At 71.7% G+C, this 24,235-nt stretch carries 21 protein-coding genes and 1 tRNA gene; 8 read left to right on the top strand and 14 right to left on the bottom strand.

The annotated features are described in order from the left end of the window. Positions 1-55: 55 nt before the first annotated feature. Together ACJX2R_RS13480 and ACJX2R_RS13485 are read right to left on the bottom strand one after the other, a co-directional pair. Entirely contained in the window at positions 56-832 is a 777-nt protein-coding gene (locus ACJX2R_RS13480; protein ID WP_413100313.1) for an SDR family NAD(P)-dependent oxidoreductase, read from the bottom strand. Further along, the gene (locus ACJX2R_RS13485) at positions 829-2,145 is read right to left on the bottom strand and encodes an enolase C-terminal domain-like protein (RefSeq protein ID WP_413105848.1); all 1,317 of its coding nucleotides are present in this window, start codon (positions 2,143-2,145) and stop codon (positions 829-831) included. Before ACJX2R_RS13485 ends, ACJX2R_RS13480 begins: the two co-directional genes overlap by 4 nt. Positions 2,146-2,483: 338 nt before the next feature. On the opposite strand from ACJX2R_RS13485, the gene ACJX2R_RS13490 reads away from it, so the two are divergent. Further along, positions 2,484-3,656: a PAC2 family protein gene (locus ACJX2R_RS13490; RefSeq protein ID WP_413100314.1), complete on the top strand. Its 1,173-nt coding sequence runs from the start codon at positions 2,484-2,486 to the stop codon at positions 3,654-3,656. A 181-nt stretch (positions 3,657-3,837) separates the two neighbouring features. On the opposite strand, the gene mshC is transcribed toward ACJX2R_RS13490, so the two are convergent. The 4 genes from mshC to ACJX2R_RS13510 form a co-directional block, all read right to left on the bottom strand. Further along, complete coding sequence (mshC, locus tag ACJX2R_RS13495) at positions 3,838-5,067, bottom strand: cysteine--1-D-myo-inosityl 2-amino-2-deoxy-alpha-D-glucopyranoside ligase (protein WP_413100315.1); 1,230 nt, start codon at positions 5,065-5,067, stop codon at positions 3,838-3,840. A 181-nt stretch (positions 5,068-5,248) separates the two neighbouring features. Next, positions 5,249-6,181, bottom strand: coding sequence for an SCO1664 family protein (locus ACJX2R_RS13500; protein WP_413100316.1), 933 nt, complete (start codon positions 6,179-6,181; stop codon positions 5,249-5,251). After that, positions 6,145-6,735: a DUF3090 domain-containing protein gene (locus ACJX2R_RS13505; protein WP_262704364.1), complete on the bottom strand. Its 591-nt coding sequence runs from the start codon at positions 6,733-6,735 to the stop codon at positions 6,145-6,147. Before ACJX2R_RS13505 ends, ACJX2R_RS13500 begins: the two co-directional genes overlap by 37 nt. Positions 6,736-6,858: 123 nt before the next feature. Further along, positions 6,859-7,554: a histidine phosphatase family protein gene (locus tag ACJX2R_RS13510; protein ID WP_413100317.1), complete on the bottom strand. Its 696-nt coding sequence runs from the start codon at positions 7,552-7,554 to the stop codon at positions 6,859-6,861. Between the two features lie 98 nt (positions 7,555-7,652). Here ACJX2R_RS13510 and corA point away from each other — a divergent pair, with 98 nt between their 5' ends. Beyond that, the gene (gene corA / locus ACJX2R_RS13515; protein WP_413100318.1) at positions 7,653-8,645 is read left to right on the top strand and encodes a magnesium/cobalt transporter CorA; all 993 of its coding nucleotides are present in this window, start codon (positions 7,653-7,655) and stop codon (positions 8,643-8,645) included. A gap of 61 nt (positions 8,646-8,706) precedes the next feature. On the opposite strand, the gene ACJX2R_RS13520 is transcribed toward corA, so the two are convergent. Together ACJX2R_RS13520 and ACJX2R_RS13525 are read right to left on the bottom strand one after the other, a co-directional pair. Beyond that, positions 8,707-9,513 carry a ferritin-like domain-containing protein gene (locus ACJX2R_RS13520; RefSeq protein ID WP_413100319.1) on the bottom strand — a complete coding sequence of 269 codons (807 nt, stop codon included), beginning with the start codon at positions 9,511-9,513 and terminating at the stop codon, positions 8,707-8,709. A gap of 282 nt (positions 9,514-9,795) precedes the next feature. After that, on the bottom strand, positions 9,796-10,845 hold the full coding sequence (locus ACJX2R_RS13525; RefSeq protein WP_262704360.1) for an LLM class F420-dependent oxidoreductase: 1,050 nt from the start codon (positions 10,843-10,845) through the stop codon (positions 9,796-9,798). A 126-nt stretch (positions 10,846-10,971) separates the two neighbouring features. On the opposite strand from ACJX2R_RS13525, the gene ACJX2R_RS13530 reads away from it, so the two are divergent. Beyond that, positions 10,972-11,952 carry an aldo/keto reductase gene (locus ACJX2R_RS13530; RefSeq protein ID WP_413100320.1) on the top strand — a complete coding sequence of 327 codons (981 nt, stop codon included), beginning with the start codon at positions 10,972-10,974 and terminating at the stop codon, positions 11,950-11,952. Then, a complete protein-coding gene (locus tag ACJX2R_RS13535; RefSeq protein WP_413100321.1) occupies positions 11,949-14,729 on the top strand; it encodes a helix-hairpin-helix domain-containing protein in 2,781 nt (926 codons plus the stop codon). Before ACJX2R_RS13530 ends, ACJX2R_RS13535 begins: the two co-directional genes overlap by 4 nt. Positions 14,730-14,942: 213 nt before the next feature. Here the strand turns inward: ACJX2R_RS13535 and ACJX2R_RS13540 are convergent, their stop codons facing one another. Then, positions 14,943-15,629, bottom strand: coding sequence for a hypothetical protein (locus ACJX2R_RS13540; RefSeq protein WP_262704359.1), 687 nt, complete (start codon positions 15,627-15,629; stop codon positions 14,943-14,945). A 47-nt stretch (positions 15,630-15,676) separates the two neighbouring features. Here ACJX2R_RS13540 and ACJX2R_RS13545 point away from each other — a divergent pair, with 47 nt between their 5' ends. Further along, positions 15,677-15,865: a DUF5703 family protein gene (locus tag ACJX2R_RS13545; protein ID WP_014059547.1), complete on the top strand. Its 189-nt coding sequence runs from the start codon at positions 15,677-15,679 to the stop codon at positions 15,863-15,865. Between the two features lie 180 nt (positions 15,866-16,045). Here ACJX2R_RS13545 and ACJX2R_RS13550 read toward each other — a convergent pair whose 3' ends face one another. Continuing rightward, positions 16,046-16,936 carry a chaplin family protein gene (locus ACJX2R_RS13550; RefSeq protein WP_413100322.1) on the bottom strand — a complete coding sequence of 297 codons (891 nt, stop codon included), beginning with the start codon at positions 16,934-16,936 and terminating at the stop codon, positions 16,046-16,048. Positions 16,937-17,307: 371 nt separating this feature from the next. Then, positions 17,308-18,645 (bottom strand): M20/M25/M40 family metallo-hydrolase, encoded by a 1,338-nt coding sequence (locus tag ACJX2R_RS13555; protein WP_262704357.1) that lies wholly within the window; start codon positions 18,643-18,645, stop codon positions 17,308-17,310. Between the two features lie 245 nt (positions 18,646-18,890). On the opposite strand from ACJX2R_RS13555, the gene ACJX2R_RS13560 reads away from it, so the two are divergent. Beyond that, positions 18,891-18,975, top strand: a tRNA-Leu gene (locus ACJX2R_RS13560). On the opposite strand, the gene ACJX2R_RS13565 is transcribed toward ACJX2R_RS13560, so the two are convergent. Continuing rightward, on the bottom strand, positions 18,957-19,166 hold the full coding sequence (locus ACJX2R_RS13565) for a hypothetical protein (protein ID WP_413100323.1): 210 nt from the start codon (positions 19,164-19,166) through the stop codon (positions 18,957-18,959). The genes ACJX2R_RS13560 and ACJX2R_RS13565 overlap by 19 nt on opposite strands. Positions 19,167-19,720: 554 nt before the next feature. On the opposite strand from ACJX2R_RS13565, the gene ACJX2R_RS13570 reads away from it, so the two are divergent. Next, a complete protein-coding gene (locus tag ACJX2R_RS13570; RefSeq protein ID WP_413100324.1) occupies positions 19,721-20,581 on the top strand; it encodes an alpha/beta fold hydrolase in 861 nt (286 codons plus the stop codon). A gap of 88 nt (positions 20,582-20,669) precedes the next feature. On the opposite strand, the gene ACJX2R_RS13575 is transcribed toward ACJX2R_RS13570, so the two are convergent. After that, positions 20,670-21,821 (bottom strand): hypothetical protein, encoded by a 1,152-nt coding sequence (locus ACJX2R_RS13575; RefSeq protein ID WP_413100325.1) that lies wholly within the window; start codon positions 21,819-21,821, stop codon positions 20,670-20,672. A 131-nt stretch (positions 21,822-21,952) separates the two neighbouring features. Then, positions 21,953-23,194 carry an MFS transporter gene (locus ACJX2R_RS13580; protein WP_413100326.1) on the bottom strand — a complete coding sequence of 414 codons (1,242 nt, stop codon included), beginning with the start codon at positions 23,192-23,194 and terminating at the stop codon, positions 21,953-21,955. Positions 23,195-23,272: 78 nt separating this feature from the next. Between ACJX2R_RS13580 and ACJX2R_RS13585 the strand changes: the two genes are divergently transcribed. Then, positions 23,273-24,172, top strand: a complete 900-nt coding sequence (locus ACJX2R_RS13585) for a LysR family transcriptional regulator (protein ID WP_413100327.1) — start codon at positions 23,273-23,275, stop codon at positions 24,170-24,172. The last annotated feature ends 63 nt before the right edge of the window (positions 24,173-24,235 follow it).

The following is a 24,235-nucleotide window of genomic DNA, read 5'->3' on the forward strand; positions in this document are numbered from 1 at the left end:
CCGGCCCCTCGGGCGGAGGCGATTGTGCGGTTGTCTCAAGCGATCGGGCGGTTGTCTAGGAGGCGGCGGGGCGCAGCCGCAGCCCCTGCATCCCTCCGTCGACGGCCAGCGCGGTGCCGGTGACGGCCGCGGCGGCGGGGCTGGCGAGGTACGCGACGGCGGCGGCGACCTCGTCGGCGGAGACCAGCCGTCCGGTGGGCTGCCGGGCCTCCAGGGCGGCGCGCTCGGCCGCCGGGTCGGTGGCCTGGCCGAGCAGCCGGCCGACCCACGGGGTGTCCACGGTGCCGGGGTTGACGCAATTGACGCGCACCCCTTCGCGGATGTGGTCCGCCGCCATGGCGAGGGTCAACGACAGCACCGCGCCCTTGCTGGCGCTGTACGCGGCGCGCTGCGGCAGCCCCGCGGTGGCGGCGATCGAGCAGGTGTGGGTGATGGAGACGGCGCCGGGCCGGTCGGCCGCGGCGGCGCGCAAGTGGGGCAGCGCGGCCCGCGCGGTGCGGACCAGGCCCAGCACATTGATGTCCAGCAGCCGGTGCCACTCCTCGTCGGAGTTGTCCTCGACGCTGCCGATCGCGCCGATGCCCGCGTTGCCGACGACGGTGTGCAGGGCACCGAACTCGGCCACGGCCGCCTCCACCGCGGCCCTGACGCCCTCGTCGGAGGTGACGTCGGCCTTGAGCGGCAGCGTGCCGTCCGGGGCGCCCGACGGATCGCGGTCGAGCACGGCGACCCGCGCGCCCCGGTCGCGCAGCGCGGCGGCGATGGCGGCGCCGATACCGGAGGCGCCGCCGGTGACGAGCGCGGCCAGCCCTTCGAAGTCGCCGGTGGTCACTGGTGGTCCTCCTGAGGCTGTGCGGGTGCGGACGGTGCCGGTACGGGCTGGGCCGCTGCGGACGGAGCCGGTACGGGCCGTGCGATGCGGGCCCGCCATTCGGGCCCGTCCGGATAGCGGTAGGCGGCGATCGACTCTGGGTACATACGGGCGGAGAAGCCCGGCGCGGTCGGAGCCCGGTAACGGCCCGACTCGACGACCACGGGATCGGCGAAGTGCTCGTGGAGGTGGTCGACATACTCGATGACCCGGTCCTCCCAGCTGCCCGAGACGGCCACGAAGTCGAACATGGCCAGGTGCTGGACGAGTTCGCACAGCCCGACGCCGCCCGCGTGCGGGCACACCGGAAGTCCGTACTTGGCGGCGAGCAGCAGGATCGTGAGGTTCTCGTTGACCCCCGCGACCCGTGCCGCGTCGATCTGGACGAAGTCCACCGCCTCGGCCTGGAGCAGCTGCTTGAAGACCACGCGGTTGGCGACGTGCTCACCGGTGGCCACCTTGACCGGCTGTCCGGCACGGATGGCGGCGTGGGCGAGGACGTCGTCCGGGCTGGTGGGCTCCTCGATCCAGTGCGGGTCGTACGGCGCGAGGGCGCTCATCCAGCGCACCGCCTCCGCCACGTCCCAGCGCTGGTTGGCGTCCACGGCGATGCGCACATCGGGGCCGACGGCCTCGCGCGCGAGCCGCATCCGTCTGAGGTCCTCGTCCAGATCGGACCCGACCTTGAGCTTGATCTGGCCGAAGCCGTCGGCGACGGCCTCCTGCGCCAGCTTGATCATTTTCTCGTCGGAGTAACCGAGCCAGCCGGGCGAGGTGGTGTAGGCGGGGTAGCCCCGCTCGCGCAGCCGCGCGGCGCGCTCGGCGCGGCCGGGCTCGGCGGCGCGCAGGATGGCGAGCGCCTCCTCCGGGGTGAGCGCGTCGCTGAGGTAGCGGAAGTCGACCAGCTCGACCAGCTCCTCGGGCGACATCTCGGCGAGGAACTGCCACAGGGGCTTTCCGGCCTGCCGGGCGGCGAGGTCCCAGGCGGCGTTGACCACCGCACCCGCGGCCATGTGCATGACGCCCTTCTCGGGCCCCAGCCAGCGCAGCTGGGAGTCATGGGTCAGCTCACGGTGCAGGGCGGCGAGATCCGCGGCCGTCAGCGGCGCGGGGCGGCCCACCACATGGGGGCGCAGGGAGCGGATGGCGGCCGCGGTGACATCGTTGCCGCGGCCGATGGTGAAGACGAAGCCGTGTCCCTCGGAGGCCGCGCCCTCCTCCGCGTCCGTGCGCAGCACGACATAGGCGGCGGAGTAGTCGGGGTCCGGATTCATGGCGTCCGAGCCGTCGAGCTGCTCCGAGGTGGGAAACCGGATGTCATGGACCTCGAGCTCGGTGACGGATGGACGCTGACTCAATGGGGGCTCCCTGAAACGATGCGCGAGAGAGAACATCGGACCTTTCGCGATGATCCGATGTATAGCGCTGCCCTATGGGTTTCGTCCAGAGGGGTGGCCGAACTTTTGAAGGACAGATCGGATGAATCTCTTAGTGCTCCTGGACAGGGGCTGCGGCCGGGGCCCCGGAAAGCCGTAGGCTTGGGTGGCACGCAATGGGAAACGGCAGCTGGAGGCGGCATCATCCGTCCGCCCCGGCCGGAAGGAGGCGCTGGGTGATCGAGCTTGAGGGGGTTCCCGAGCTGATCGACCCGGTCATGATCTGTGCCTTCGAGGGCTGGAACGACGCCGGAGACGCCGCCTCGACCGCGGTCGGGCACCTGGACCGGGAGTGGAAGGGCGAGGTCTTCGCCTCGCTCGACGCGGAGGACTACTACGACTTCCAGGTGAACCGGCCCACCGTCGCCCTGGAGGGCGGGGTGCGCAAGATCACTTGGCCGACGACCCGGCTCTCGGTGGTCCGGGCGGACACCGGGGAGAAGTCCCGGGACCTGGTGCTGGTGCGCGGAATCGAACCGAGCATGCGCTGGCGGTCGTTCTGCAACGAGATCCTCGGCTACGCCCATGAGTTGGGCGTGGAGATGGTCGTCATCCTCGGCGCGCTGCTCGGCGACACCCCGCACACCCGGCCGGTGCCGGTCAGCGGGGTCACCTCCGACCCGGACCTGGCCCGCAGCCTCGATCTGGAGGAGACCCGCTACGAGGGCCCGACCGGGATCGTCGGGGTCCTCCAGGAGGCGTGTGCCCACGCCGGCGTCCCGGCGGTGAGCCTGTGGGCGGCCGTGCCGCACTACGTCTCGCAGCCGCCGAACCCAAAGGCCACCCTGGCGCTGCTGAACCGCCTCGAGGACCTGATCACGGTGCGCATCCCCCTCGGCGAGCTGACCGAGGACTCCCGGGCCTGGCAGCTGGGCGTGGACCAGCTGGCCGCCGAGGACAGCGAGGTCGCCGAGTACGTCCAGTCGCTGGAGGAGGCGCGGGACACCGCCGAGCTGCCCGAGGCGTCCGGCGAGGCCATCGCCCGCGAGTTCGAGCGCTATCTGCGGCGGCGCGACGGCCAGCCCGGCCCCGCCGGCGGCCACGCGACCGAGAGCGGCGGTCTGGAGGGCGGCTCGGGAGGGCCGGGCGCCCCCTATCTGCGCGACTCCTCCACCGGCCATGGGCGGCCGCGCAAGCCGTCCCCCAAGGACGAGATGGCCAAGGACGACGCCGAGGACACCGGCGGCGCCGCCGAGGACGAGGCCAAGGACGTGGCCGAGGCCAAGGAAGCCGACAGCGCCAAGGGGGCGGACGACGCCAAGGAGGCGGACGGCGGCCAGGGCACCGATGAGCGGGACGGCGAGGACCGGGGTGGCGACGGGGACGAGGGGTCCGGCTCCGACCGGTGACCACGGCCGCCACGCACGGCGTACGACACCACACCATGCGCACCACGCCACGCACCCTCGTACGACGGGCACACCGCGTACGACGCGCACGACGCGTACGAGACAGCGCGAAGCCCGCGCCGGGAGGATCCCGGCGCGGGCTCATGCGTTCACCGTCGCGGCGCGGGCGCCCGACGTCGCGTCAGAGGGCCACGCCCAGCAGCGCGTCCACGGCGCGCGAGACCAGTCCTGGCGCCCCCTCGTCCGTACCGCCGGTGGCCGACTGCGCGGCGGCCCAGCGGTCGACGGCGGCCAGGGCGGCCGGGGAGTCCAGGTCGTCCGCGAGCGCCTCGCGGATCTCCTCCACCAGCGCGTCGGCCGGGGGCCCGTCGGGCCGCGAGACGGCGGTACGCCAGCGGGCGAGGCGCTCCTCGGCCTCCCGCAGCAGCCCGTTCGTCCACTCCCAGTCCGAGCGGTAGTGGCGGGCCAGCAGCGCGAGCCGTATGGCCGCCGGGTCGACGCCGTCGCGGCGCAGCGCCGAGACGAAGACCAGGTTGCCCTTGGACTTGGACATCTTCTCGCCGTCCAGGGCCACCATCCCGGCGTGTACGTACGTCTTGGCGAACGGCCGCTCACCGGTGAGGACCTGGGCGTGCGAGGCCCCCATCTCGTGGTGCGGGAAGGCGAGATCGGATCCGCCGCCCTGCACGTCGAAGCCCATGCCGAGGTGGTCCAGGGCGATGGCCACGCACTCGATGTGCCAGCCCGGGCGGCCCCGGCCGAGCGATCCGCCGTCCCAACTCGGCTCGCCGTCACGGGCGGCCATCCACAGCATCGGGTCGAGGGGGCTCTTCTTGCCCGGGCGCTCCGGGTCGCCGCCGCGCTCGGCGGACAGCAGCCGCATGGCCTCGGCGTCGAGCCGGCTGACCGAGCCGAAGGAGGGGTCGGACTCCACGGAGAAGTAGATGTCGCCTTCGAGTTCATAGGCGGCGCCCAGGTCGCGCAGCCGCTCCACGAGCGGCACGATCCCCGGTATCGCCTCGACGGCGCCGATGTAGTGCCGCGGGGGCAGCATCCGCAGGGCCGTCATGTCCTCGCGGAAGAGGGCGGTCTCGCGCTCGGCGAGGGCAGTCCAGTCGTCGCCGTTCTCCTGCGCCCGCTCCAGCAGGGGATCGTCGACATCGGTGACGTTCTGGACGTAGTGCACCTGGCGCTTGGTGTCGAGCCATACGCGCTGAACGAGGTCGAACGCGTTGTAAGTCGCCGCATGACCCATGTGGGTCGCGTCGTACGGGGTGATCCCGCAGACGTAGATGCGCGCGACGGGACCGGGGGTCAGGGTGATCCTTCCCCCGGTCGCGGTGTCGTGAATGCTCAGGTCGCGGCCACTGCCGGGCAGGGCGGGAACCTCAGAAGCGGGCCAGGCATACATGCAATGAGCGTAACCGGATGCAGCGTCCGTATACGAACCGGACCAGTGGTGTTGGCCGGATGGGCGGTCTTGCGCGGACGCCCACGAGCTGCTTGAGCTGCCCGATCCCCGTTCCAGGGGCTCCGGACGTGAGCACGGCGAGCCCATCCGGTCAGACCGGCCGCCATCCCCTGGCCGCGGGTCAGACCGGCGGCCAGGGGATGGCGGGCCACTGGCCGCTGGGCTCGGGGTGTCTCCCGGTGCGCAACAGCGCGGCGACACGGGCCCGCAGGGCCTCGATCTCGGCCCCGGTGATCAGTTCCGCCAGCCGGGCGCTCAGCGGGCCGCCGTCGGCGAGCTCGCCCGCCAGCCGGCGCAGCACCTTCAGCACATCTTCCGGCAGCGGCTCCCCTGCCCAGCCCCACAGCAGCGTGCGCAGCTTGTCGTCGGCGTTGAAGGTCACTCCGTGATCAATCGCATAGAGCCGGCCACCGGCCGCGGGCAGCAGATGGCCGCCCTTGCGGTCGCCGTTGTTGATCACCGCGTCGAGGACGGCCAGCCGGCGCAGCCGTACGTCGTCGGCGTGGACCAGCAGCGCCGTACGGCCCTCGCCCACCTCGGCGTAGCCCACCGCCTTCCAGCCGGGGCCCGGCTCATCGCCCTCGACGAGCGCGAGCAGCTCCGCTCCCCCGGTCTCCTCCGAGCCGTCGCCGTCCGGCCCGCCGTCGGCCCCGTCCGGCCCGCCGTCGGCCGTCTCGACCTCCACCCAGAGCTGGCACATCCCCTGCCCGTACGGCCCGTCGCGCAGCACCGTGGGCGGCACCAGGCCCCAGCCGGTGGCCTCGGAGATCTCGTAGGCCGCGACCTCGCGCTGGGCGAGCGTGCCGTCCGGGAAGTCCCACAGCGGCCGCTCCCCGGCCACCGGCTTGTAGACACAAGGGGCGCTGTGGCCCTCGTACTCGACCGTGCAGTACAGCACCGCGTTGGACGCCTCCCGGACCCGGCCGCGCACCGTCAGCTCACCGAGAGCCAGCAGCTCGGCCGGGGACAAGAGCCGCGGAGCCTCCGTTGCGGGGGGTGCGAGACGGGTGGGCGGCGTCAGGCTCCGCGGCGGTATCCGTTCTGGCGCGGACATACGTGTCCCTCCGGGTCGAGCGGCAGACTGCACAGCGGGCAGGGCGGCCGGCCGGCGTTGACGACATCCAGGGCGCGCTTGGCGAACGCACGCGCCTGCGCCCCGGTGAGCCGCACCCGCAGCATGGGCGGGCCGTTCACATCGTCCTGGAGCAGCCGCTCCTCGGCCTCGGCCAGGTCCTCCTCGGACTCGGCCTCAAGCTCGACCAGCGCCTGCGCCTCGACGATCATCCGCTGCTCCTCGCCGTCCCAGGCGAGTGCCATGGTACCGACCCGGAACTCCTCCTCCACGGGGACTTCCAACGGTGCGGTGTCGCTGACTTCGGTCGGTGCGACGGCGGGGACCGGGGCGTTTCCGCCGGTACGCCGCACCACCTCGTCCAGCAGCTCGTCTATCCGCTCGGCCAACGCCGCGACCTGTGTCTTCTCCAACGCGACACTGGTGGTCCGGCTACCGGCGGACGCCTGTAGGAAAAAGGTACGGCGACCAGGCAGCCCGACCGTACCGGCGACGAAACGGTCCGGCGGGTCATAGAGGAACACCTGACGGGACAACGTCCTGCTCCATTTGATTCGACTGCTCGGCTGACTGACTGCTGACCGCTGGGTGTCACGACCGCCCGGTCACGGCTGCCACGGCGCCCTCGCACCGCGGCACCACCCTACTGCGCACGGCGATCACGGTGCTCCCGCGTCGCCGCCCACCGCCGCGTCCCCGCCGCGGCCGCCGGAGTTCTCCGCACGCGGCGCCAGTCCGGCGAAGTCCCCGGTGTCGCCGAGCCGGACGAGGAAGGGGCGGGTCGGGGTGTACCGGATCGCGGTGACCGAGCAGGGCTCGACCGAGATCCGCTGGAACAGATCGAGATGGAGTCCTAGGGCGTCCGCGACCAGCGCCTTGATGATGTCGCCGTGGGAGCACATCAGATAGACCGCGTCGGCGCCGTGCTCCCGCTCGATCCGGGCGTTCCAGTCGCGCACCGCCTCGACCGCGCGCGCGTGCATGGCGCGCATGGACTCGCCACCGGGGAAGGCGGCCGCGGACGGATGCTGCTGGACGATGTTCATCAATGGTTCATCGGCGAGCTCGGCCAGCTTCCGGCCGGACCAGTCGCCGTAGTGGCACTCCCCGATCCGGTCGTCGGGGTGCAGCGCCAGTTCGGGGCGGGCGGCGAGCAGCGGGGCCAGGGTCTCCCGGCAGCGTTGCAGGGGGCTGGTGACGGCGGCGGCGAGCGGCAGTCCGGCCAGTCTGCCGGGCAGCGCCGCGGCCTGGGCCGTACCGCGCTCGTCGAGGGCGACACCGGGTGTCCAGCCCGCGAGGACGCCCGCGGTATTGGCGGTGGACCGGCCGTGCCGTACGAGGATCAGCATGGGCATGGCTGCCACCCTACGACCCCTCCGGCGCCGCTCAGCGGGGATGCGCACCGATCCCGTACCGGGGTCCCCCTGTGCCGATCCGCGTCTCGCGAGGCACAATGCGCAGCGTGATCGTGGATTGTGCCATCTACCGGGACGGGGCCCGCACCGAGGGACCCGCTGACTTCTCCGACGCCCTGGACGAGGCGCGCGCGAGTGGGGACGCCTTCTTGTGGATCGGGCTGCACGAGCCGACCGAGAAGGAGTTCGAGCTGGTCACCAGCGAGTTCGGACTGCATCCGCTGGCCGTCGAGGACGCCCTGTGCGCCCACCAGAGGCCGAAGCTGGAGGTCTATGACGACTCGCTGTTCCTGGTGCTCAAGCCGGTGCAGTACGACGACAAGGCCGGGACCGTCACCGCGGGTGAGCTGATGGTCTTCGTCGGTGACTCCTTCGTGGTGACCGTAAGGCACGGCGGGGCCAATCCGCTCGGCTCGGTGCGCGACCGGCTGGAGAAGATGCCCGAGGTGCTCCAGCACGGCCCTACGGCGGTGATGTACGCGGTCTCGGACGCGGTCGTGGACCACTACCTGGACGTGGCCGACGATCTGCACGGGGACCTGGAGGAGCTGGAGACGGAGGTCTTCGCCCCGAACGCGGGCGCCGGGCAGAACACCGCCGGGCGGATCTACGCCTTCAAGCGCGAGGTGATGGAATTCCGCCGCTCGGCCGGGCCGTTGGGGGAGCCGATGGAGCGGCTGACCGGCGCCGGGGTGCCGTTCGTGCACGAGGGCTCCCGGCCGTTCTTCCGCGATGTCAGCGACCATCTGACCCGGGTGAACGAGCATGTTGAGGGGCTGGACCGGCTGCTGTCGGACATCCTCTCCGCCCATCTCGCGCAGATGGGCGTGCGGCAGAACGACGACATGCGGAAGATCTCGGCGTGGGCGGCCATGGCCGCGGTCCCGACGATGATCGCCGGGATCTACGGCATGAACTTCACGCATATGCCGGAGCTGAAGCAGCCCTGGGGATACCCGGGGGTGGTCGCGCTCATGGCCGGTGTGATCGCGCTGCTGTACCGCTGGTTCAAGCGGCGTGGGTGGCTCTGAGCAGGGGACTCGGTCCCAGGGCTCCGTCAGACGTCAGAAGTCAGACATCAGACGCCAGACGTCAGACGAACTCGGGCGCCTCGGGCGCGCCGGAGGCGCTCTTCGCGGGTCCGCCCAGCGCGTTCCGCCGCTCGGGCATCCGCAGTGACACCATGCGCCGCCAGCCGCCCAGCCGCTCGTATGTGTGCAGGGCCTGGATCCCGGCCGCGAGCAGCGCGGACTTCGGCTTGGGCCAGCCCAGGAGGCGTCCCATGTGGGCCATCACGGCCAGGCTGACGTCCCGGTAGACCTCCGTCTCGACGAGCGCGCTCTCCCGCAGGGTCCGCTGGATGGTCCGGCCGTACCCGTCGGCGGCCAGGCGCAGCAGCTCCTCGTGGCAGTAGGCGAGGTGGTTGTCCTCGTCGTCGGCGATCATGCGCACCGCGCGGCCGAGGTCGGGGTGGTCGCCGAAGTACCTGCGCAACATCGTCATCTGGGCGGAGGCGCGCTGTTCGGTGACCCGGCTGTGGGCGAGGTAGATCACGATGTCGTGCTCGGTGAGCGGCTCGTCGCGGCGCAGCTTGTCATGGGCGAGGCCGATGCCGCGCGCCTCCAGGAGCATCGTGTAGTCGGTCTCGCGCGGCACTTCCATGGGCTCCAGACCCCGCTTGTGGAGCAGGGCGTTGAAGATCCGGCCGTGTTTGTCCTCGTCGGCGCCATGGCGGGCGATCTTGGGCGCGAGGTCGCGGCGGCTCTCGGGCACCAGGGCGGCGATCCGGCCGTTCTCCCAGCCTCCCTGGGCCTCCCCGCTGGCCGCGACGGAGCAGAAGAGCCGGAACGACTCGTCGTTGTCGAGGACCTCCTGGAACACGCTTCTCGCCGAGAGCATCGCCGCCACCTCCGTGCGCTGGTCGTGCGCCGCCGGGCGCAGAAAAAGTCAACGGCCCGGTGGGGGCGGTGGCAACAGCTGGGACACCCGGCTCGGCCGAACGGGGGATCCCTCCGTACGCCGCGTCCGCGTAACCCCTGGGCGGCGGAGGCGTTGTGCTGGATGACGGCCGTGGCGGGGAAGACCCCCGAGCCCCCACCACGGCCGCAGAACTTCCTGGCGCCACCTTCCTGGCGCCGCTCTCCCGGCACCGCTTTCCCGGCGCCGCGCTTGGCTCGGCTCTTACGCGAGCCCGGCCCGCTCCAGGGCCTCGACGCCCGCCCGCAGCCCGGCGAGCCGCTCCTCCAGCGTGAAGCCCGCGGGCGTGAGCGACAGAGTGGTGACCCCGGCCCCCGCGTACGCCTGCATGCGGTCGGCGATGCGCTCGACGGGGCCGAGCAGCGCGGTGGAGTCGATCAGCTCGTGCGGGACGGCCGCGGCGGCGCCCTCCTTGTCCCCGGAGAGGTACTTCTCCTGGATCTCGGCGGCCTCCTTCTCATACCCCATGCGCTGCGCCAGCTTGTTGTAGAAGTTCTGCTTGGCGCTGCCCATACCGCCCACGTAGAGCGCGGTGTACGGGCGGAACTGGTCGGCGAGGCCGCGGACGTCGTCGCCGAGGGCCATCGGGACGGTGGGCACCACGTCGAAGCCCTCGAGGTCCTTGCCCGCCTTCTCGCGGCCCGCGCGCAGCGAGCTGAGGGTGGTCTCCTCGGCGTGCTCGGGATCGTAGAACAGGACCAGGGCGCCGTCGGCGATCTCGCCGGTCTGCTCCAGGTTCTTCGGGCCGATGGCCGCGATGTACAGCGGGATGTACTCCCGCACCGGGTGGACGGTGAGCTTGAGGGGCTTGCCGGGGCCGTCGGGCAGCGGCAGGGTCCAGTTCCGGCCCTCGTGGGTCAGCCGCTCGCGCGACATCGCCTTGCGGATGATCTCCACGTACTCGCGGGTGCGGGCGAGCGGCTTGTCGAACCGGACCCCGTACCAGCCCTCGGACACCTGGGGCCCCGAGACGCCGAGCCCGAGGCGGAAGCGGCCGCCGGAGAGGGTGTCCAGAGTGGCGGCGGTCATCGCCGTCATGGCGGGGGTGCGGGCCGGGATCTGGAAGATGGCGGAGCCGACGTCGATGCGCTCGGTCTGCGCGGCGACCCACGCGAGCACCGTGGCGGCGTCCGAGCCGTAGGCTTCGGCGGCCCAGCAGACGGAATAGCCGAGCCTGTCGGCCTCGCGGGCGACCGCGAGGTTGTCCGCGTCCATTCCGGCGCCCCAGTAGCCGAGGTTGATGCCGAGCCTCATACGCACCCCTTACTGATCAGTAACGTCGCTGTTCCGGGGACTCTAGCGCGCATGGCCCCGGTACGTCAGGGGTGGGTTATCCACAGGCTGCCACGTGGCGCTTTGCGGCCAGTAATCTCGACGTTCATGGAGCTAAGGCACCTCGGCAGCACGGGCCTGCGCGTCTCCCGGCTCGGGCTCGGCACGCTCACTTGGGGGCGGGACACTGACGAACACGACGCCGCGGATCAGCTCAAGGCGTTCTGGGAGGCGGGCGGGACGCTCGTCGACACCGCGGATGTGTACGCGGACGGCGGCGCCGAATACCTCCTGGGGCAGCTGCTGGAGGGGTTACTGCCCCGGCGCGATCTCCAGATCGCGACCAAGGCGGGCAGCGTGCCCGACCCCGACCGCCGCTTCGACGCCTCGCGCGGCCATCTGCTGGCCGCGCTGGACGCCTCGCTGGAGCGGCTGGGCACGGACTATGTCGACCTGTGGCAGGTGCACGCCTTCGACCCGTTCACCCCGCTCGAGGAGACCCTTCAGGCGCTCGACATCGCGGTGAGCAGCGGGCGGGCCCGCTATGTGGGGGTGTCCAACTTCAGCGGCTGGCAGCTCGCGAAGGCCGCCACCTGGCAGCTGGCCTCCTCGGGCGCGCACACCCGGCTGGCCAGCACACAGATGGAGTACTCGCTGCTCCAGCGCGGTGTGGAGCGCGAGGTGCTGCCCGCCGCGCTCGACTTGGGCGTCGGGCTGCTGCCGTCCTCGCCGCTCGGCCGCGGTGTGCTCACCGGCAAGTACCGCCATACGACGCCCGCCGACTCACGCGGCGCCTCCGAGCTCGCGGCGTTCGTCGAGCCGTATCTGGACGAGGAGGCGAGCCGCATCGTCGAGGCGGTCGCCATAGCCGCCGACGGCCTGGCGACCACCGCGCTCAACGTGGCCCTGGCCTGGGTCCGCGACCGCCCGGGCGTCACCGCCCCGGTCGTCGGCGCGCGCAACGCCCAGCAGCTGAGGGCGGCGTTGTCGGCGGAGACCCTTAGTCTTCCGGACGAGATCTGCCAGGCGCTCGACGATGTGTCGGCGCCCGTGCACCGCTATCCCGATCAGGACTGGAGCACGCTGTGAGTACCGACCGCCTCGCCGGCGACGCCGCACCCGCGCCCGAGGAGGCCGACCCGTCGGCGAAGCCGGAAAACCCTGGGGCCCGCGCGCCGGGTGCCCCGGGCGCCCCCGGCACCGGGACGGACCCGGACCACGCCCCGGACGACCGCGGCGAGCCCGCCGCCACGGTCGCGCCCGCGGGGGCGGACCGGAACGACGCGGGGGCGGCCGCGGCCGCCGGACCCGCGGAATCCGCCGGACGGGGCGGGGCCGACGAGGCGGGGGCTCCCGGCACCGGAGCGAGCCCCCACAGCGCCCAAGAAGGCACCGACGGCGAACAGCCCCCGGCAGGCGGGGCCGATGGGCCCGCAGCGGGTGGGCAGGCCCCATCCGCTGGGCAGGGCACGTCCGGCGGCCCAGGGTCGGGCCAGGGCTCCGGGGACGCGAAAGCGCCGGGGCCAGGCGGGGTCAGCGGTGGCGCGGGAGCAGGGGCTCCCACCCCCGCCGGACAGGGCGAGTCCGGCGATGCCGAGGCGGGCCCCCGCGCCGAGGGCGCCGGCCGAGAGCGGGCTCCCGCCGGGCACCGCGCATCCAGCCCGGGGGTGGGCCAGGGCGGCGCCGGAACGAGTGGTGACGCGGGCACGGGAGATGGTGCTTCCGGACCCGCCGGGCAGGGCGAGTCCGGCGGCGCTGGGGAAACCTCCGGCGGTGGGGGCAAGGGGCGGCGGTCGGCGGCGGCTGAGGCGTTGGCCGCTGCCGTGCGGGCCGTGGAGAGCGGTGAGCGGTCGGCCGCGTCGTTCTTCAACGACGCCCCGGCAGCGCGTCCGGCGGCGCCCGCCGCCCCCGCGGCCCCCGCGGCCCCCCGTGAGCGGGCCCGTACGGCGGCGCCCGCCTCCGCGCCCGCTCCCGTACGGCCGTCGTCGGCCCGTCCGGCGCGCGGGCCGAGGGCCGAGATCCCCGGCAGCGGCGACGTCCGGGCGGTGCTCGCGGCGGGCGGGGCCCCCGAGGCCCTGGCCGGGAAGGTCGCCGAAGCGCTCGGGGAGCACGCCGCCGAGGCGCTGCGCGAGGACCCCTGGCAGTTGCTCACCGTGCCCGGCGTACGCCCCGACCAGGCGGACGGCTTTGCCCGCTCCCTCCTCGGCCCGGCCTGCGAGCCCGGCGACGAGCGCCGTGCGCTGGCGCTCACCGGCTGGCTGCTGGAGCGCGCCGCCCTCGAGGGGCACACCGCGCTGGAGTCGTCCGCACTGCACGACGCGCTCGCCAAGGCGTCGGTGCCGGACCCGGACGAGGCGCTGCGCACCGCGATCGCGGAGGGCGTGGTGCTGGTCTTCCAGGACGCGCTCGACGCCCCGGCTGGGGCCCGTCCCCGGGCGGCCGAGGACGAGGACGCCGAGCAGCCGGTGCGGGTGCTGCTGGGGCTGGACCGCTATGCCCTGGCGGAGGAGAGCCTGGCCGACGGTCTCGCCCGGCTGGCGAGCACCTTCGCCCCCGCGCAGGACGGCGAGGCGCCCGTGGGGGACGCCGAGTGGGAGGCCGCGGCCGCCGCCGCGCCGTCCGCCTCCGCCGCGGAGCTCATCCGTACCGTCGCGGCCCACGGCCTGGTCGCCCACAGCGGTGGCGAGGCGGCGCGCGCCGAACCGGCGGCGCTGGTCGCCGCCGCCCGTGCGATGGGCCTGCGGGCCTACGCGGCCGCGCACACCGAGGACGGCAGGCGGCGGCTGGCCGCCGCACTCAGCGAGACCGCGGGCACCGGCCAGGACCCGGACCCGGGCCCGAGCCCGGAGGCAGGCCCGGACGAGGCCCCGGGCACCGGCCCGGAGGCAGGCACGGAAGCCGCCTCGGCGGCCGTCACGGTCGCCGGGCTGCTGGCCGGCGCCGAGGGCCCCGGACGTGACGAGGAGGGCGCTCTGGCGCTCGATCTGCTCGTCGTCCTGGACGCCCCGCAGCTCGATGTCGAAACGGCCGCGATGCTGGTCGAGTCGCTGCCGGACGGCGCCCGTCTGGTGCTCAGCGGGGACCCCGGGGTGCTGTGGTCGGCCGGTCCCGGCCGGGTCTTCGCGGACCTGGTGGCGGCCCGCCGCTGCCCGCAGGTCGTCTCCCGCACCCCCGACCCGGGCCCCATCGGCGAGCTGGTCTCGGGCATCGGGATCGGCGAGCTCAACCAGGTGGAGGCGCCCGGCAAGGAGGTCGTGATCGTGCCCGTGCGGGACGCGGGCGAGGCGGTGCACCGCACCGTGCAGCTCGTCGCCGACTCGGTGCCCCGTGCGATCGGCGTCCCGCCGGAGCAGACCCAGGTGATCACCCCGGGCCACGGCGGCGCGGCCGGCACCCGCGCGCTCAACGCGGCCCTGAAGGACCGCCTCAACCCCGGCCCCGGCCGGTTCGGCGGCTTCGACCCGGGCGACCGCGTGGCGTACACCCCGGCCCCGGGCCGTACGGTGCCGGGCACCGTGGTCTCGGCGGACGCCGAGGGGCTGCGTCTGGACTGCGCGGGCACGCCGGTCGTGGTGGCGCGAGAGGAGGTCGGCGAGCTGGTTCGGCACGGCTGGGCCCTCACCGCGCACCAGGCGGCGGGAGCGCGCTGGCCCGCGGCCGTGGTGGTGCTGCCGGGTGACGCCACGGCGGGGCTGACCCGGGCCTGGGTCTACACGGCCTTCGGCCGCGGTGAGCGCCATCTGTCGGTGGTGCACGGCGCGGATGCGGCGCTGCCGCGAGCGGTGGCGGAAATCCCCTTCAAGGACCGCACCACCCGCCTGCGCGCCCTCCTCCAGGCCCAGGTCCCACCCGCGCCCACCGGCTGACCGACGGCCCGCGCCGGGCCCCGCCCCGCGACGGGCCTCCAGCACGCCCCCGGCCCCGGATCGCCGGTCTCATGACCGAGCGTTCCGGGGCCGGGGTACGGAGCCGAGTGACCCGGTTCCGGGCGGCCCGAAGCCACCGCCGGGCCCGAGTCGCCCGGAACCGGGCGATCCGAGGGCAACCGGCCCCGGGCCAAGCGGCCCGGAACCCGGACCTCAGCTGCCCGGCTCCAGGACCTCCAGGTCGTCCTCGTCCTCGAGTTCCTCGTCGTCCTCGAGCTCTTCGTCGAAGACCGAGCTCATGTCGAAGCGGCACACGACCATATGCGGATCCGCCTGGTCGAAGGGGGCGGAGAGCCACTCCCCCGGCTCCGGGGGCTCCTCGGCCGCCACCACCCAGAGCGTGGAGTCGCCCTCCTCAAGGCCGAACTCCTTGTGTCGGGAGGCGATCTCGTCCGGCTCGAACTCGCCGAAGACCACCCCCAGGGCGGTGTGCACGCTCTCCCCGGCGGCCGCCCCGCCACCCTGCTTGTCGTTCCCCGTGTCGATGTCCGGATCCAGGTCGGCGATCCGCTGCGCCTGCGAGAGCAGTCGCTGCGGCTCGGCGACGACGTAGTCCCTGCGGATCAGCACGCTCAGCGCGCTCGGCTCCTCCGGCCCGGTGTAGGCGGGGAGACGGTCGTCACCAGGGATCTCGAAGGGCGTCACCTCGTCGTAGGCGTCATAGAGCAGCTCGTCGTAGACCTCGGCTGCCGCGGCCAGTTCGTTGAACGCGGCGTAGACGGCCGGATCGCCTTCCCCCGAGCGACGTTCGACGGCGTCGAGGTGACGATCCAGTGCGGCTTTCACCGCTTCGGCGGCGGCACGTACCTCGGCAGCGGATGGCTGCGCAGCATCAGACATAGTGCAGACGCTATCCGTAGCAGGGCAGTTCCCGCACAATAGATGCGATGCCGGAATACGAATTCTGTGATGTGTATGTGCCGCGCGGTGTTTCCCGCAAGGCCACTACCCGCCTGCTCACCGACCATGCCGAGTACGGACACTGGGAGTTGGATCGCTTGAGACTCAACCCCGACGGCAGCCGCAGAGTGCGATTGCGGCGCCGGATCATCCGCCAGCTCCGGGCGACCTGGTAGCGGGCCGGGACATGACCGGGCGGGCCCCGCCGACCGCGGGGCCCGCCCGGAGTGACGCCACCGTCACCCGGCGTATGGGATCCGGTGTGTGATGCGTGGCGTGTGAGGTGCGGTGCACGGTGTGTGGTGCGGTGCTGCCACCGCCCGGCACCTGTCAGCGCCCATCAGCGCGAGGTGTGATCAGCGCTGCGCGGCGCGGGCCCGGCGGTAGAGCACCGTGCCCGCCAGCAGCATGCCCGCGGCGGCCGGAATGGCCAGCTCGACGGGGCCCGCGCCGGTCTGCGCGAGCTGCTCCTTGCTGCCGAGGTTCGCGGACGGGTCGAGGCCATGGGCTCCCGCGTGCTCGGCCTGGTGGCCCTGCGAGGAGTCTCCCGGCTGCTCCGAGCCACCACCGGGGTTCGAACCTCCCGGGTTACCGGGGTTGCCAGGGTTGCCCGGGTTCCCAGGCTGACCCGGGTTTCCGGGGTTACCCGGGTTTCCGGGGTTGCCAGGGTTACCCGGGTTTCCGGGGTTACCCGGATCACCAGGGTTACCCGGGTTCCCAGGGTTACCCGGATTCCCCGGGTTGCCGGGCTCCCCCGGCTCCCCCGGGTTCTCCGGCACCGCCGGCACCGTCTCCCCGCAGTCGCCGCCGCCACTGCTGTTCCCGTACCCGACCGCGCTGACGTTGTTCCCGCACACATTGACCGGAACGCCGATCGGGGCCTGGATGTTGTTGCCGGAACCGATGCCCGACGAGCCGCTGCTGCTGCCCTGCGCCTGCGAGCCGCCGGACTGCGAGCCGCCACCGCCGGACGAGCCTCCCGAGCCGCCCGAGCCGCCCGAGCCGCCCCCGGACCGGTTGCCGCACTCGGCGCCGTTGAAGACACCGACGATGCTGATCGTGTTTCCACACAGGTTCACCGGCACATGCACCGGGGCCTGGATGTTGTTGCCCGAGACGATGCCCGGCGAGTATCCGGCGCCACCGTCGGCGCCCGACCCCGCCGCGTGGGCATAGCCGCCGGTCACGGCGAGAACGCCGCTGGCCGCGGCTACGGTGATCAGGCCCTTTTTCGCAACCTGTCGCATAACTGTCTGCTCCCCTAGCCTTCCGTCCCGGACGGAGCGCGCGCGGGCGATCTCGCCCGCACCCCCATCCCCGAGCGGCCCCGGAGCGCGCACACTCCGGAACCGCCCGGGATCACACCCCGGTGGACCGTGACCCGATGTCACGTGATCGATGCGGTAGTTGCCGAAGGCGGGGCACAGCACCACCCCCTTGTCGGCATCGCGGCCCGGTTACGAGCCGCACACACCATGTAACGAGGAGGGAGCAATCAAGCTATCAAGCTACGACACCATTCACCCTTTTTGGTCCCTTCGGTATGTGTGATCGATTAGGCCGATCGTGTCAGCCGCTCAGCGGGCCCGGCAGCCCCCTCAGCAGGCCCACAACAGACTCAGCAGGCGTCCAGGAACCGGTCCAGCACCCGCACGCCGAACTTCAGCCCGTCCACCGGCACCCGCTCGTCGACCCCGTGGAACATCCCGGCGAAGTCCAGCTCCGGGGGCAGCCGCAGCGGCGCGAAGCCGAAGCAGCGGATGCCGAGGTCGTCGAAGGACTTCGCGTCCGTACCGCCCGAGAGGCAGTACGGCACGGCGCGGGCGATCGGGTCCTCGGCCTTCAGCGCCGACTGCATGGCGTCCACCAGCGCCCCGTCGAAGGTGGTCTCCAGCGCCTTGTCCGCGTGCACGTCCTCGCGCTTGACCCGCGGGCCGAGGATGCGGTCGAGGTCGGCCAGGAACTCCTCCTCGAACCCCGGCAGGAAGCGCCCGTCCACATGCGCCGTGGCCTGCCCCGGAATGACGTTCACCTTGTAGCCGGCGCTGAGCATGGTCGGGGCGGCGGTGTTCTGGAGCGTGGCGCCGATGATCTTCGCGATGCCGCCCAGCTTGGCGAGCGTCTCGTCCATGTTCTCCGGGTCGAGCGGGGTGCCGAGCGCGTCGGACAGCTCGTCCAGGAAGGACCGTACGGTCTTGGTGACCCGCACCGGGAACTTGTGCCGCCCGAGCCGCCCGACCGCCTCGGTCAGCTCGGTGATGGCGTTGTCGTTGTTGGTCATCGAGCCGTGACCCGCGGTGCCGTCCACCGTGAGCCGCATCCAGTGCATGCCCTTCTGCGCGGTCTCGATCAGATAGAGCCGCAGCTGCTCGTTGACGGTGAAGGAGAAGCCGCCGACCTCGCCGATCGCCTCCGTCACCCCCTCGAAGAGCTCGGGATGGTTGTTGACCAGGTGCTTGGCCCCGTAGACGCCGCCCGCCTCCTCATCGGCGAGGAAGGCCAGCACGATGTCGCGCGGGGGCTTGCGGCCGCTGCGCAGTCGCTCCCGGATAACCGCGAGCGTCATCGCGTCCATGTCCTTCATGTCCACCGCGCCCCGGCCCCAGACGCAGTCGTCCACGATCTCGCCGGAGAAGGGGTGGTGGGTCCAGTCCTCGGCGTTGGCCGGTACGACGTCGGTGTGGCCGTGGATCAGCAGCGCGGGACGGGACGGATCCTCCCCCTCGATCCGCGCCACGGTCGACGCCCTGCCCTTGTGCGACTCGAAGATCTTGGGCTCGAGCCCCACCTCGGCCAGCTTCTCGGCGACGTACTCGGCGGCCGCGCGCTCACCGGGGCCGGAGTGGTCGCCATAGTTACTGGTGTCGATCCGGATCAGGTCACGGCAGAGGTCGACCACCTCGTCCTCGCCCTTGACCGTCCCGGTCGTCGTCGCGCCCGAAAGCGACTCACTCACGATGCCTCCTCGTCGTTGCGCTGCCGCGGAACGCCCTGCCACGGCCCCCCGCGGCAGGGGGTCACCCGCCCATCCTCCTCCGCTCGCCCGCCCAGCCCAAGGCGGCAATACCGCCGTCATGCCCCCGTCACACAGCCCGCCCATCCCGCCACCCCGGGGGCACGACCGGCCGTGATCGAGCACGTCCCGATGTTTGCTATGGTTTTCCATGTCGGAACGGCCACGGGCCGACCGGCAGACACCTGGTCCGGGTGGCGGAATGGCAGACGCGCTAGCTTGAGGTGCTAGTGCCCTTTATCGGGCGTGGGGGTTCAAGTCCCCCCTCGGACACAGAGGGTATCCCCAACTTGTGCGGGTCGAGCTGAGCCTCGGCCCGCACGAGCTGTTTTCCGGGCCTCGTAGATCAGCTTGAGCCCGAGCTGCTGGTAGACCTCAGCCTTGTCGCGCGGCTCGGCGTCGGCGAGGGCATCGCGGATCGGGCCCAGCGGCTTGAACATGGCGCGGATCTCGTCCTGGGTCATTGGTCTCTTCTTCAACGCCGGCCCGGAAGCTCCCGCCGCCCATCCCTGGGAGGGCCACGCAGATCCGTGCCGCGGCAGCCCGCAAGTTCTGCTCTGGTTGCCCAGTACCCGCCGCGAAAACGGAGCTCGCCGCGCCCTCACCGCAGCCTTGGCAGCCCTGACGCCCCCTCTCTCGTCCCGCTGGCCACCACCAACGCAGACCTCGTCGCCGACCATGAACAAAGCGACCCCGCCGTGGCCCGCTGGCTGCCCCTGGACACCGCCAACCCCTCAGCGCCCCCTCAATGTGGGGTGGCTGACCAGCGCGTTGGCGGCGAGCCAATGTGCGATGCGGAGCCAAGCGATTTCCAGGTCCTGAAGTGATTTCATGGTGATGGTCGTCGCATGGGCTGACCGCGGCCTGGGGGCCTCTGCACCGGTGATGTGCTTGCGAGGAGCGGTCAACGGATATGAGTCGCCGGATTTCAGCCATGGTGAGTAGGACGAGAGAGCCGACACACACTATTTCCACGGATCCCGCTTGGCGCGACTTCCACCCCCCTACCGTGGAGTTCATGACGCCTCTTCACATTCGCGACCATGGAGGCAGTGGCCCGCCGCTGGTGTTGCTGCACGGGGCGGGGAGGTCGCTCGCCGACTGGGACGCCTCGGCTTCCGCGCTCACCGTCGGGCATCGTGTCCTCGCCCTCGACCTCCCCGGGCACGGCCGTTCTCCCGATATCTCCCCCTGGACCTTCCCGGCGGTGGTGCGGCACCTCGCGGACACGCTGGACGCGTATGGGATACCGGAGGCCGTAGTGGTGGGCCACTCCCTCGGCGGGCTGGTCGCGGTCGAGTACGCGCGGGCGCACGCGGGCCGTGTCCGTGGAGCCGTGAACCTGGACGGCTTCTGGTGGGGGCGGCCGGGCCAGTACCCCGGTGCGGAGCGGGTCGGAGAACTGGTGCGGTCGTCGGCCGGTGCCATCGCGCCACCGGAGTACATCGAGGAGCAAGTCGCCCACACCGCGCGGTACGGGATCCCCTCCGAGCACGCTGAGCCGGCCACTCGCGCGGCCGTACGCCCGTTGCCCGACGGCAGGTGGCAGACACTGCCGGAGCGCAAGGCAGCTCTGGAGATGTACGACGAGCTCGACAGGCTGGGTGCGCTCGGTGTCAGCGCCTGGCTGGACGGGGTGGACCCTCCGCTGCTGCTGGTGCAGGCCGGTCGGCCACAACCGCCGACGCCCACGATGGAGTGGTTCGACGACTTCCTCGCCCGGTTCGCCCAAGGGCTCTCCACGGAACTGGACGGACTCTCCCGCACCCGGCCGACGATCACGGTCACCGGGATCGACGCCACCCACGCGATGGTCCTGGAAGCTCCGGAAGCGGTGGCGGCACTCATCGCCGGATTCGTCCGAGGACTGCCCGGCTGACGAAGACGCCGGTGGTCCGCACACGCTGCGCGTCGATCACACACGTGGAAGGCCCCGTGCCCTTGTCCACCGAGGGTTCGGCGGCCGGTCAGCCGTCCCTGGGCAGGGTGATGTGCAGTGAGCCGCAGCCGATGCGGGCGGCTTCGGCGGTCACATAACGAGGAAGGAGCCTGCGGATGTATACGGGAAACCGGCCGTCGGGCGACCGGATCAGGAAGGTGACCGGGCCGGTGCGGCACCGTGCCTGGAACAGCCCCAGGTCGTCACGGATGAAGCCGTGGCCGTCCCGCTTATCGGCCTTGATCTGCTGCGCGGCGCCTTCCTGGGCCAGCCGGTCGTAGAGCGGGGCCAGGCGGGGGTCTTCCACCGTCATCAACCGCACTGTGGGGTGGCCGTAGGTGACATCGCGGTCGCAGGTGCGCACCGGGCCCTCGCCACGGGTCACCCAGGTGCGGCCAATGTCGTACGCCTCTGGCAGAGGCAATCCCTTGATGCCACACAACGCGTCCTTCTTCTCCTCCAGGTCCCGTCCCGGCTCCGGCATCCGGCCGACCCGGTCCGCGGTGGTGCTGGTGCAGCCCTGGTCAGTCTTGTAGTGGTTGACCAGTGTGACGATGGCGTGGGCGAGCCGGTTGCGGGCGGCGGTGTCGACCTTGCCGTCGTAGTCGGTCCAGCCGGTCTCCATGTCGATCACCGTGGGGCCATCGCCGTGTAGGGGCCGGAAGTTACAGTCGTCGGGCACCGCGAGCCAGGCGCGGGTGTCCGAGGCCATGCCCAGCAGCCTGCCGCCCAGCGGGGACAGCCGCGCGGACAGGAATTCATCGGCCCACTGGTCGCTCGCACCGCCGGGCCAGGTCTCCAACTGGTGTACCTGAACGGTGATCTGATCGCGCCCCGACGTCAGACGGCATTCGCCGGAGGGCCCCTTGGTGTCGAGTCGGTTGACAGTGATGGGCAGCTCGGACGTCTTGATGTCCGTCTCACCGTCGAACAGGGTCGCCACATCGTCCCGGTCGAACGCGCCCCAGCAGGCCCGGTGGTCCGCGAACGGACCCGCCTCCGCCTGCCAGGCCACGCCCACGCCGCCGAGCAACGCCCCGACGACGGCCATGGTGATGGCGAGCCACAGCCGACCGCGGGTCAGGCGCCGCCAGTGCCACCAGCGGCGGCGCCCCTCGTGCGGCGGCTCATCCGTGCCCTTCTCGCTCTTGCCGTGCATGGTGTTCTCGGTATTGGGCATCGTCGGGTAACTCCTGGTGCGAAGGGCGCGCAATCGATGGGTCGCTCGTACAGGGACAGGACAAGGACGATTTCAGCCAGGTGCTCGGGCCCGCAACAAAGCGTGAAACTCCCCCAATTGACGATCAGGACTCATGTGCCGGGGCCGGGGTGCCCCTGGCGAGTTGCCTCGGCCCTGCGTTCGCGCCAGGCCAGCGGACTGACCAGCGCGATCAGGAACGCCGCTGCCGCGAAACCGCCGCCCACGCCCAGGACTTGAGAGACCATGCCCACCGCTACGGCACCGAGACCGGTTCCCGCGTCGTAGGCCATGTTCCACGCGGTGCTGGCCATGCCGTGCCCCGATCGGCCGGCACGGTGAAACATCACCACCAAAGTGTCGTTCTGCAACGCGCCGAAGCCCAGCCCGTACAGGACGGCCGCTGCCCAGGCCAGGCCGGGCAGACCGCTGATGGCGAGAGCGAACCCGGCAGTACCGAGAGTGCAGGCCAGCACGCCGGGCACCAGCAGGCGCCCGGCCCCGGTACGGTCGCTGAAGACCCCGGCCGCCCAGCGGCCCACGATCACCGCCGCGGACAGCATGAACAGCGCGGTCGGTGCCGCGGCTCCCCCCTCCAGGGCAAGGGGGAGGAAAGCCGTCACACCACCCACAGCGCAAGCTGCGACGATGAGCATGACCCACGGCCCGCTCAGTGGGCGCAGACCCGCCACAAGATGGCTTGAGTCCGCACGGGCCGACGACCGACCGCGATCAGGAGTGTCCTCCTCCACCCGCCCCGACATCAGCCCGGCCAAGGGGGCCGCGAGCACACTCAGGGCCCCGGTGACCACGAAGATCGCGGTGAAACCGAACCGCTGCGCGGACCACACGCCTACCGGCAGGCAGACGACTTGCGGCAGGCCGACCGCGATCCCGTACCGGCCCACCGCCCGACCGCGCTGGTGCGCCGGTACCAGTTCGGCGACCAGAGCACTCCCGGCCACCGCGACCATGCCGAAGCCGACGCCACGCACCGCCGAGACACCAAGCACCCATTCCAGACCGGAGGAAAAGGAATAAGTGAAGGTGGGCGCACCCAGCAGAAGCGCACCGACGGTCAGGAGCCGACGCGGTTCGTACCGGCGCAGCAACGGTCCCATGACCAACTGCACACCCACCGTGGTGGCCATGGTCACCCCGGTGGCCGCCCCCACGCCGCCATGTCCGGAACCGCCCCCGGCGACCCACAGCGAAACCACGGACAGCAAGGGTGCGTAGTTCGAGAAGGTCCCCAGCGTAGCGGCGATGAGCAGAGCGAAGTCCCGGCCGGCGAGCCCCACGGAAGACCGCTTGCCTGTCCCCATGACGCGGCGCGAGGCAACGAAAAGACCCATCACTCCGGTATAGACGTACTCACCCATCGAGTCCAACGAACATCATCGATCAAACCCATCAGAGATTACGATCGATTGATGGAGCTGAAACACCTCAATACGTACCTCACCGTCGCCCGCCATATGAGCTTCACCCGCGCCGCCCAAGAACTGGACTATGTGCAATCCAGCGTCACCGCCCACATCAAAGCGCTCGAAACGGACCTTGGCGTCCCTCTCTTCGAACGCCTCGGCCGCCGGGTCACTTTCACCGACGCCGGCCGCGAACTCCTGCCCCACGCCCAACAACTCATCCATCAAGCAGAACGCGCCCGCGATGCCGTCCAAGGCATCGGCGCGGACCCCCGAACCCTCCGCGGAACGCTCCGCATCGCCGCTCCCGAAAGTCTGTGCGCCCATCTCCTTCCACCCGTCCTCCGCGCCCTGATGGATCAATTCCCCCTCCTGCGCGTCACCTTCGGACCCGCCGACAGAAACAGCCTCCTCACCTCACTCGGCGACGGCACCCTCGACGCCGGTTTCCTCCTCGAAGAGCGCCTCACCGCCCCCATGGCCACCGCCGAACTCCTCGCCTGGCAAGAACTGACACTCATCACCCATCCGGCTCATCCGCTCCTCAACCGCGCCTCTGTCCACACCGCCGACCTCGCCCACGAAACCCTGCTCCTCATCGAAGCAGGCTGCGCCCAGCGCGATGTCATGGAACGCGAGCTCCACCAAGCAGCCATCCAGCCCGCGACAATGGAGTTCGTGAGCATCGAGGCGCTTAAACGGTGCGCGGCCGCCGGCCTGGGCATCGCCCTGCTTCCTCAGGCTGCCGTCTCCGGCGAACTGATCCGGGGAGAAGTCGCCGCCCTGCCCTGGAGCGCCAAGCCCGTCCTCGGCATTCATTACCTGATCCACAAAGACCGCCGACCCACCACGGTCCTCACCACCCTGGCCGATCTCGCCCGCCGCCACTGGAACCCCACACCCTGACTCCATCACGCACGCATGGGCGCTGACCGAAATGATTGACGATCTGGTCGACATCCTCTACCC

Source organism: Streptomyces sp. Inha503, from assembly GCF_047215865.1.
Classification (GTDB): Bacteria; Actinomycetota; Actinomycetes; order Streptomycetales; family Streptomycetaceae; genus Streptomyces; species Streptomyces lycopersici.

What these genes read in the sequence shown, in the direction of transcription:
- ACJX2R_RS13485 (WP_413105848.1), bottom strand. Translation starts at nt 2,145, where the DNA reads ATGAATCCGGACCCCGACTACTCCGCCGCCTATGTCGTGCTGCGCACG.
- mshC (WP_413100315.1), bottom strand. Translation starts at nt 5,067, where the DNA reads ATGTATGCCTGGCCCGCTTCTGAGGTTCCCGCCCTGCCCGGCAGTGGC.
- ACJX2R_RS13500 (WP_413100316.1), bottom strand. Translation starts at nt 6,181, where the DNA reads ATGTCCGCGCCAGAACGGATACCGCCGCGGAGCCTGACGCCGCCCACC.
- ACJX2R_RS13510 (WP_413100317.1), bottom strand. Translation starts at nt 7,554, where the DNA reads ATGCCCATGCTGATCCTCGTACGGCACGGCCGGTCCACCGCCAATACC.
- corA (WP_413100318.1), top strand. Translation starts at nt 7,653, where the DNA reads ATGCGCAGCGTGATCGTGGATTGTGCCATCTACCGGGACGGGGCCCGC.
- ACJX2R_RS13520 (WP_413100319.1), bottom strand. Translation starts at nt 9,513, where the DNA reads ATGCTCTCGGCGAGAAGCGTGTTCCAGGAGGTCCTCGACAACGACGAG.
- ACJX2R_RS13525 (WP_262704360.1), bottom strand. Translation starts at nt 10,845, where the DNA reads ATGAGGCTCGGCATCAACCTCGGCTACTGGGGCGCCGGAATGGACGCG.
- ACJX2R_RS13530 (WP_413100320.1), top strand. Translation starts at nt 10,972, where the DNA reads ATGGAGCTAAGGCACCTCGGCAGCACGGGCCTGCGCGTCTCCCGGCTC.
- ACJX2R_RS13540 (WP_262704359.1), bottom strand. Translation starts at nt 15,629, where the DNA reads ATGTCTGATGCTGCGCAGCCATCCGCTGCCGAGGTACGTGCCGCCGCC.
- ACJX2R_RS13545 (WP_014059547.1), top strand. Translation starts at nt 15,677, where the DNA reads ATGCCGGAATACGAATTCTGTGATGTGTATGTGCCGCGCGGTGTTTCC.
- ACJX2R_RS13550 (WP_413100322.1), bottom strand. Translation starts at nt 16,936, where the DNA reads ATGCGACAGGTTGCGAAAAAGGGCCTGATCACCGTAGCCGCGGCCAGC.
- ACJX2R_RS13565 (WP_413100323.1), bottom strand. Translation starts at nt 19,166, where the DNA reads ATGACCCAGGACGAGATCCGCGCCATGTTCAAGCCGCTGGGCCCGATC.
- ACJX2R_RS13570 (WP_413100324.1), top strand. Translation starts at nt 19,721, where the DNA reads ATGACGCCTCTTCACATTCGCGACCATGGAGGCAGTGGCCCGCCGCTG.
- ACJX2R_RS13575 (WP_413100325.1), bottom strand. Translation starts at nt 21,821, where the DNA reads ATGCCCAATACCGAGAACACCATGCACGGCAAGAGCGAGAAGGGCACG.
- ACJX2R_RS13580 (WP_413100326.1), bottom strand. Translation starts at nt 23,194, where the DNA reads ATGGGTCTTTTCGTTGCCTCGCGCCGCGTCATGGGGACAGGCAAGCGG.
- ACJX2R_RS13585 (WP_413100327.1), top strand. Translation starts at nt 23,273, where the DNA reads ATGGAGCTGAAACACCTCAATACGTACCTCACCGTCGCCCGCCATATG.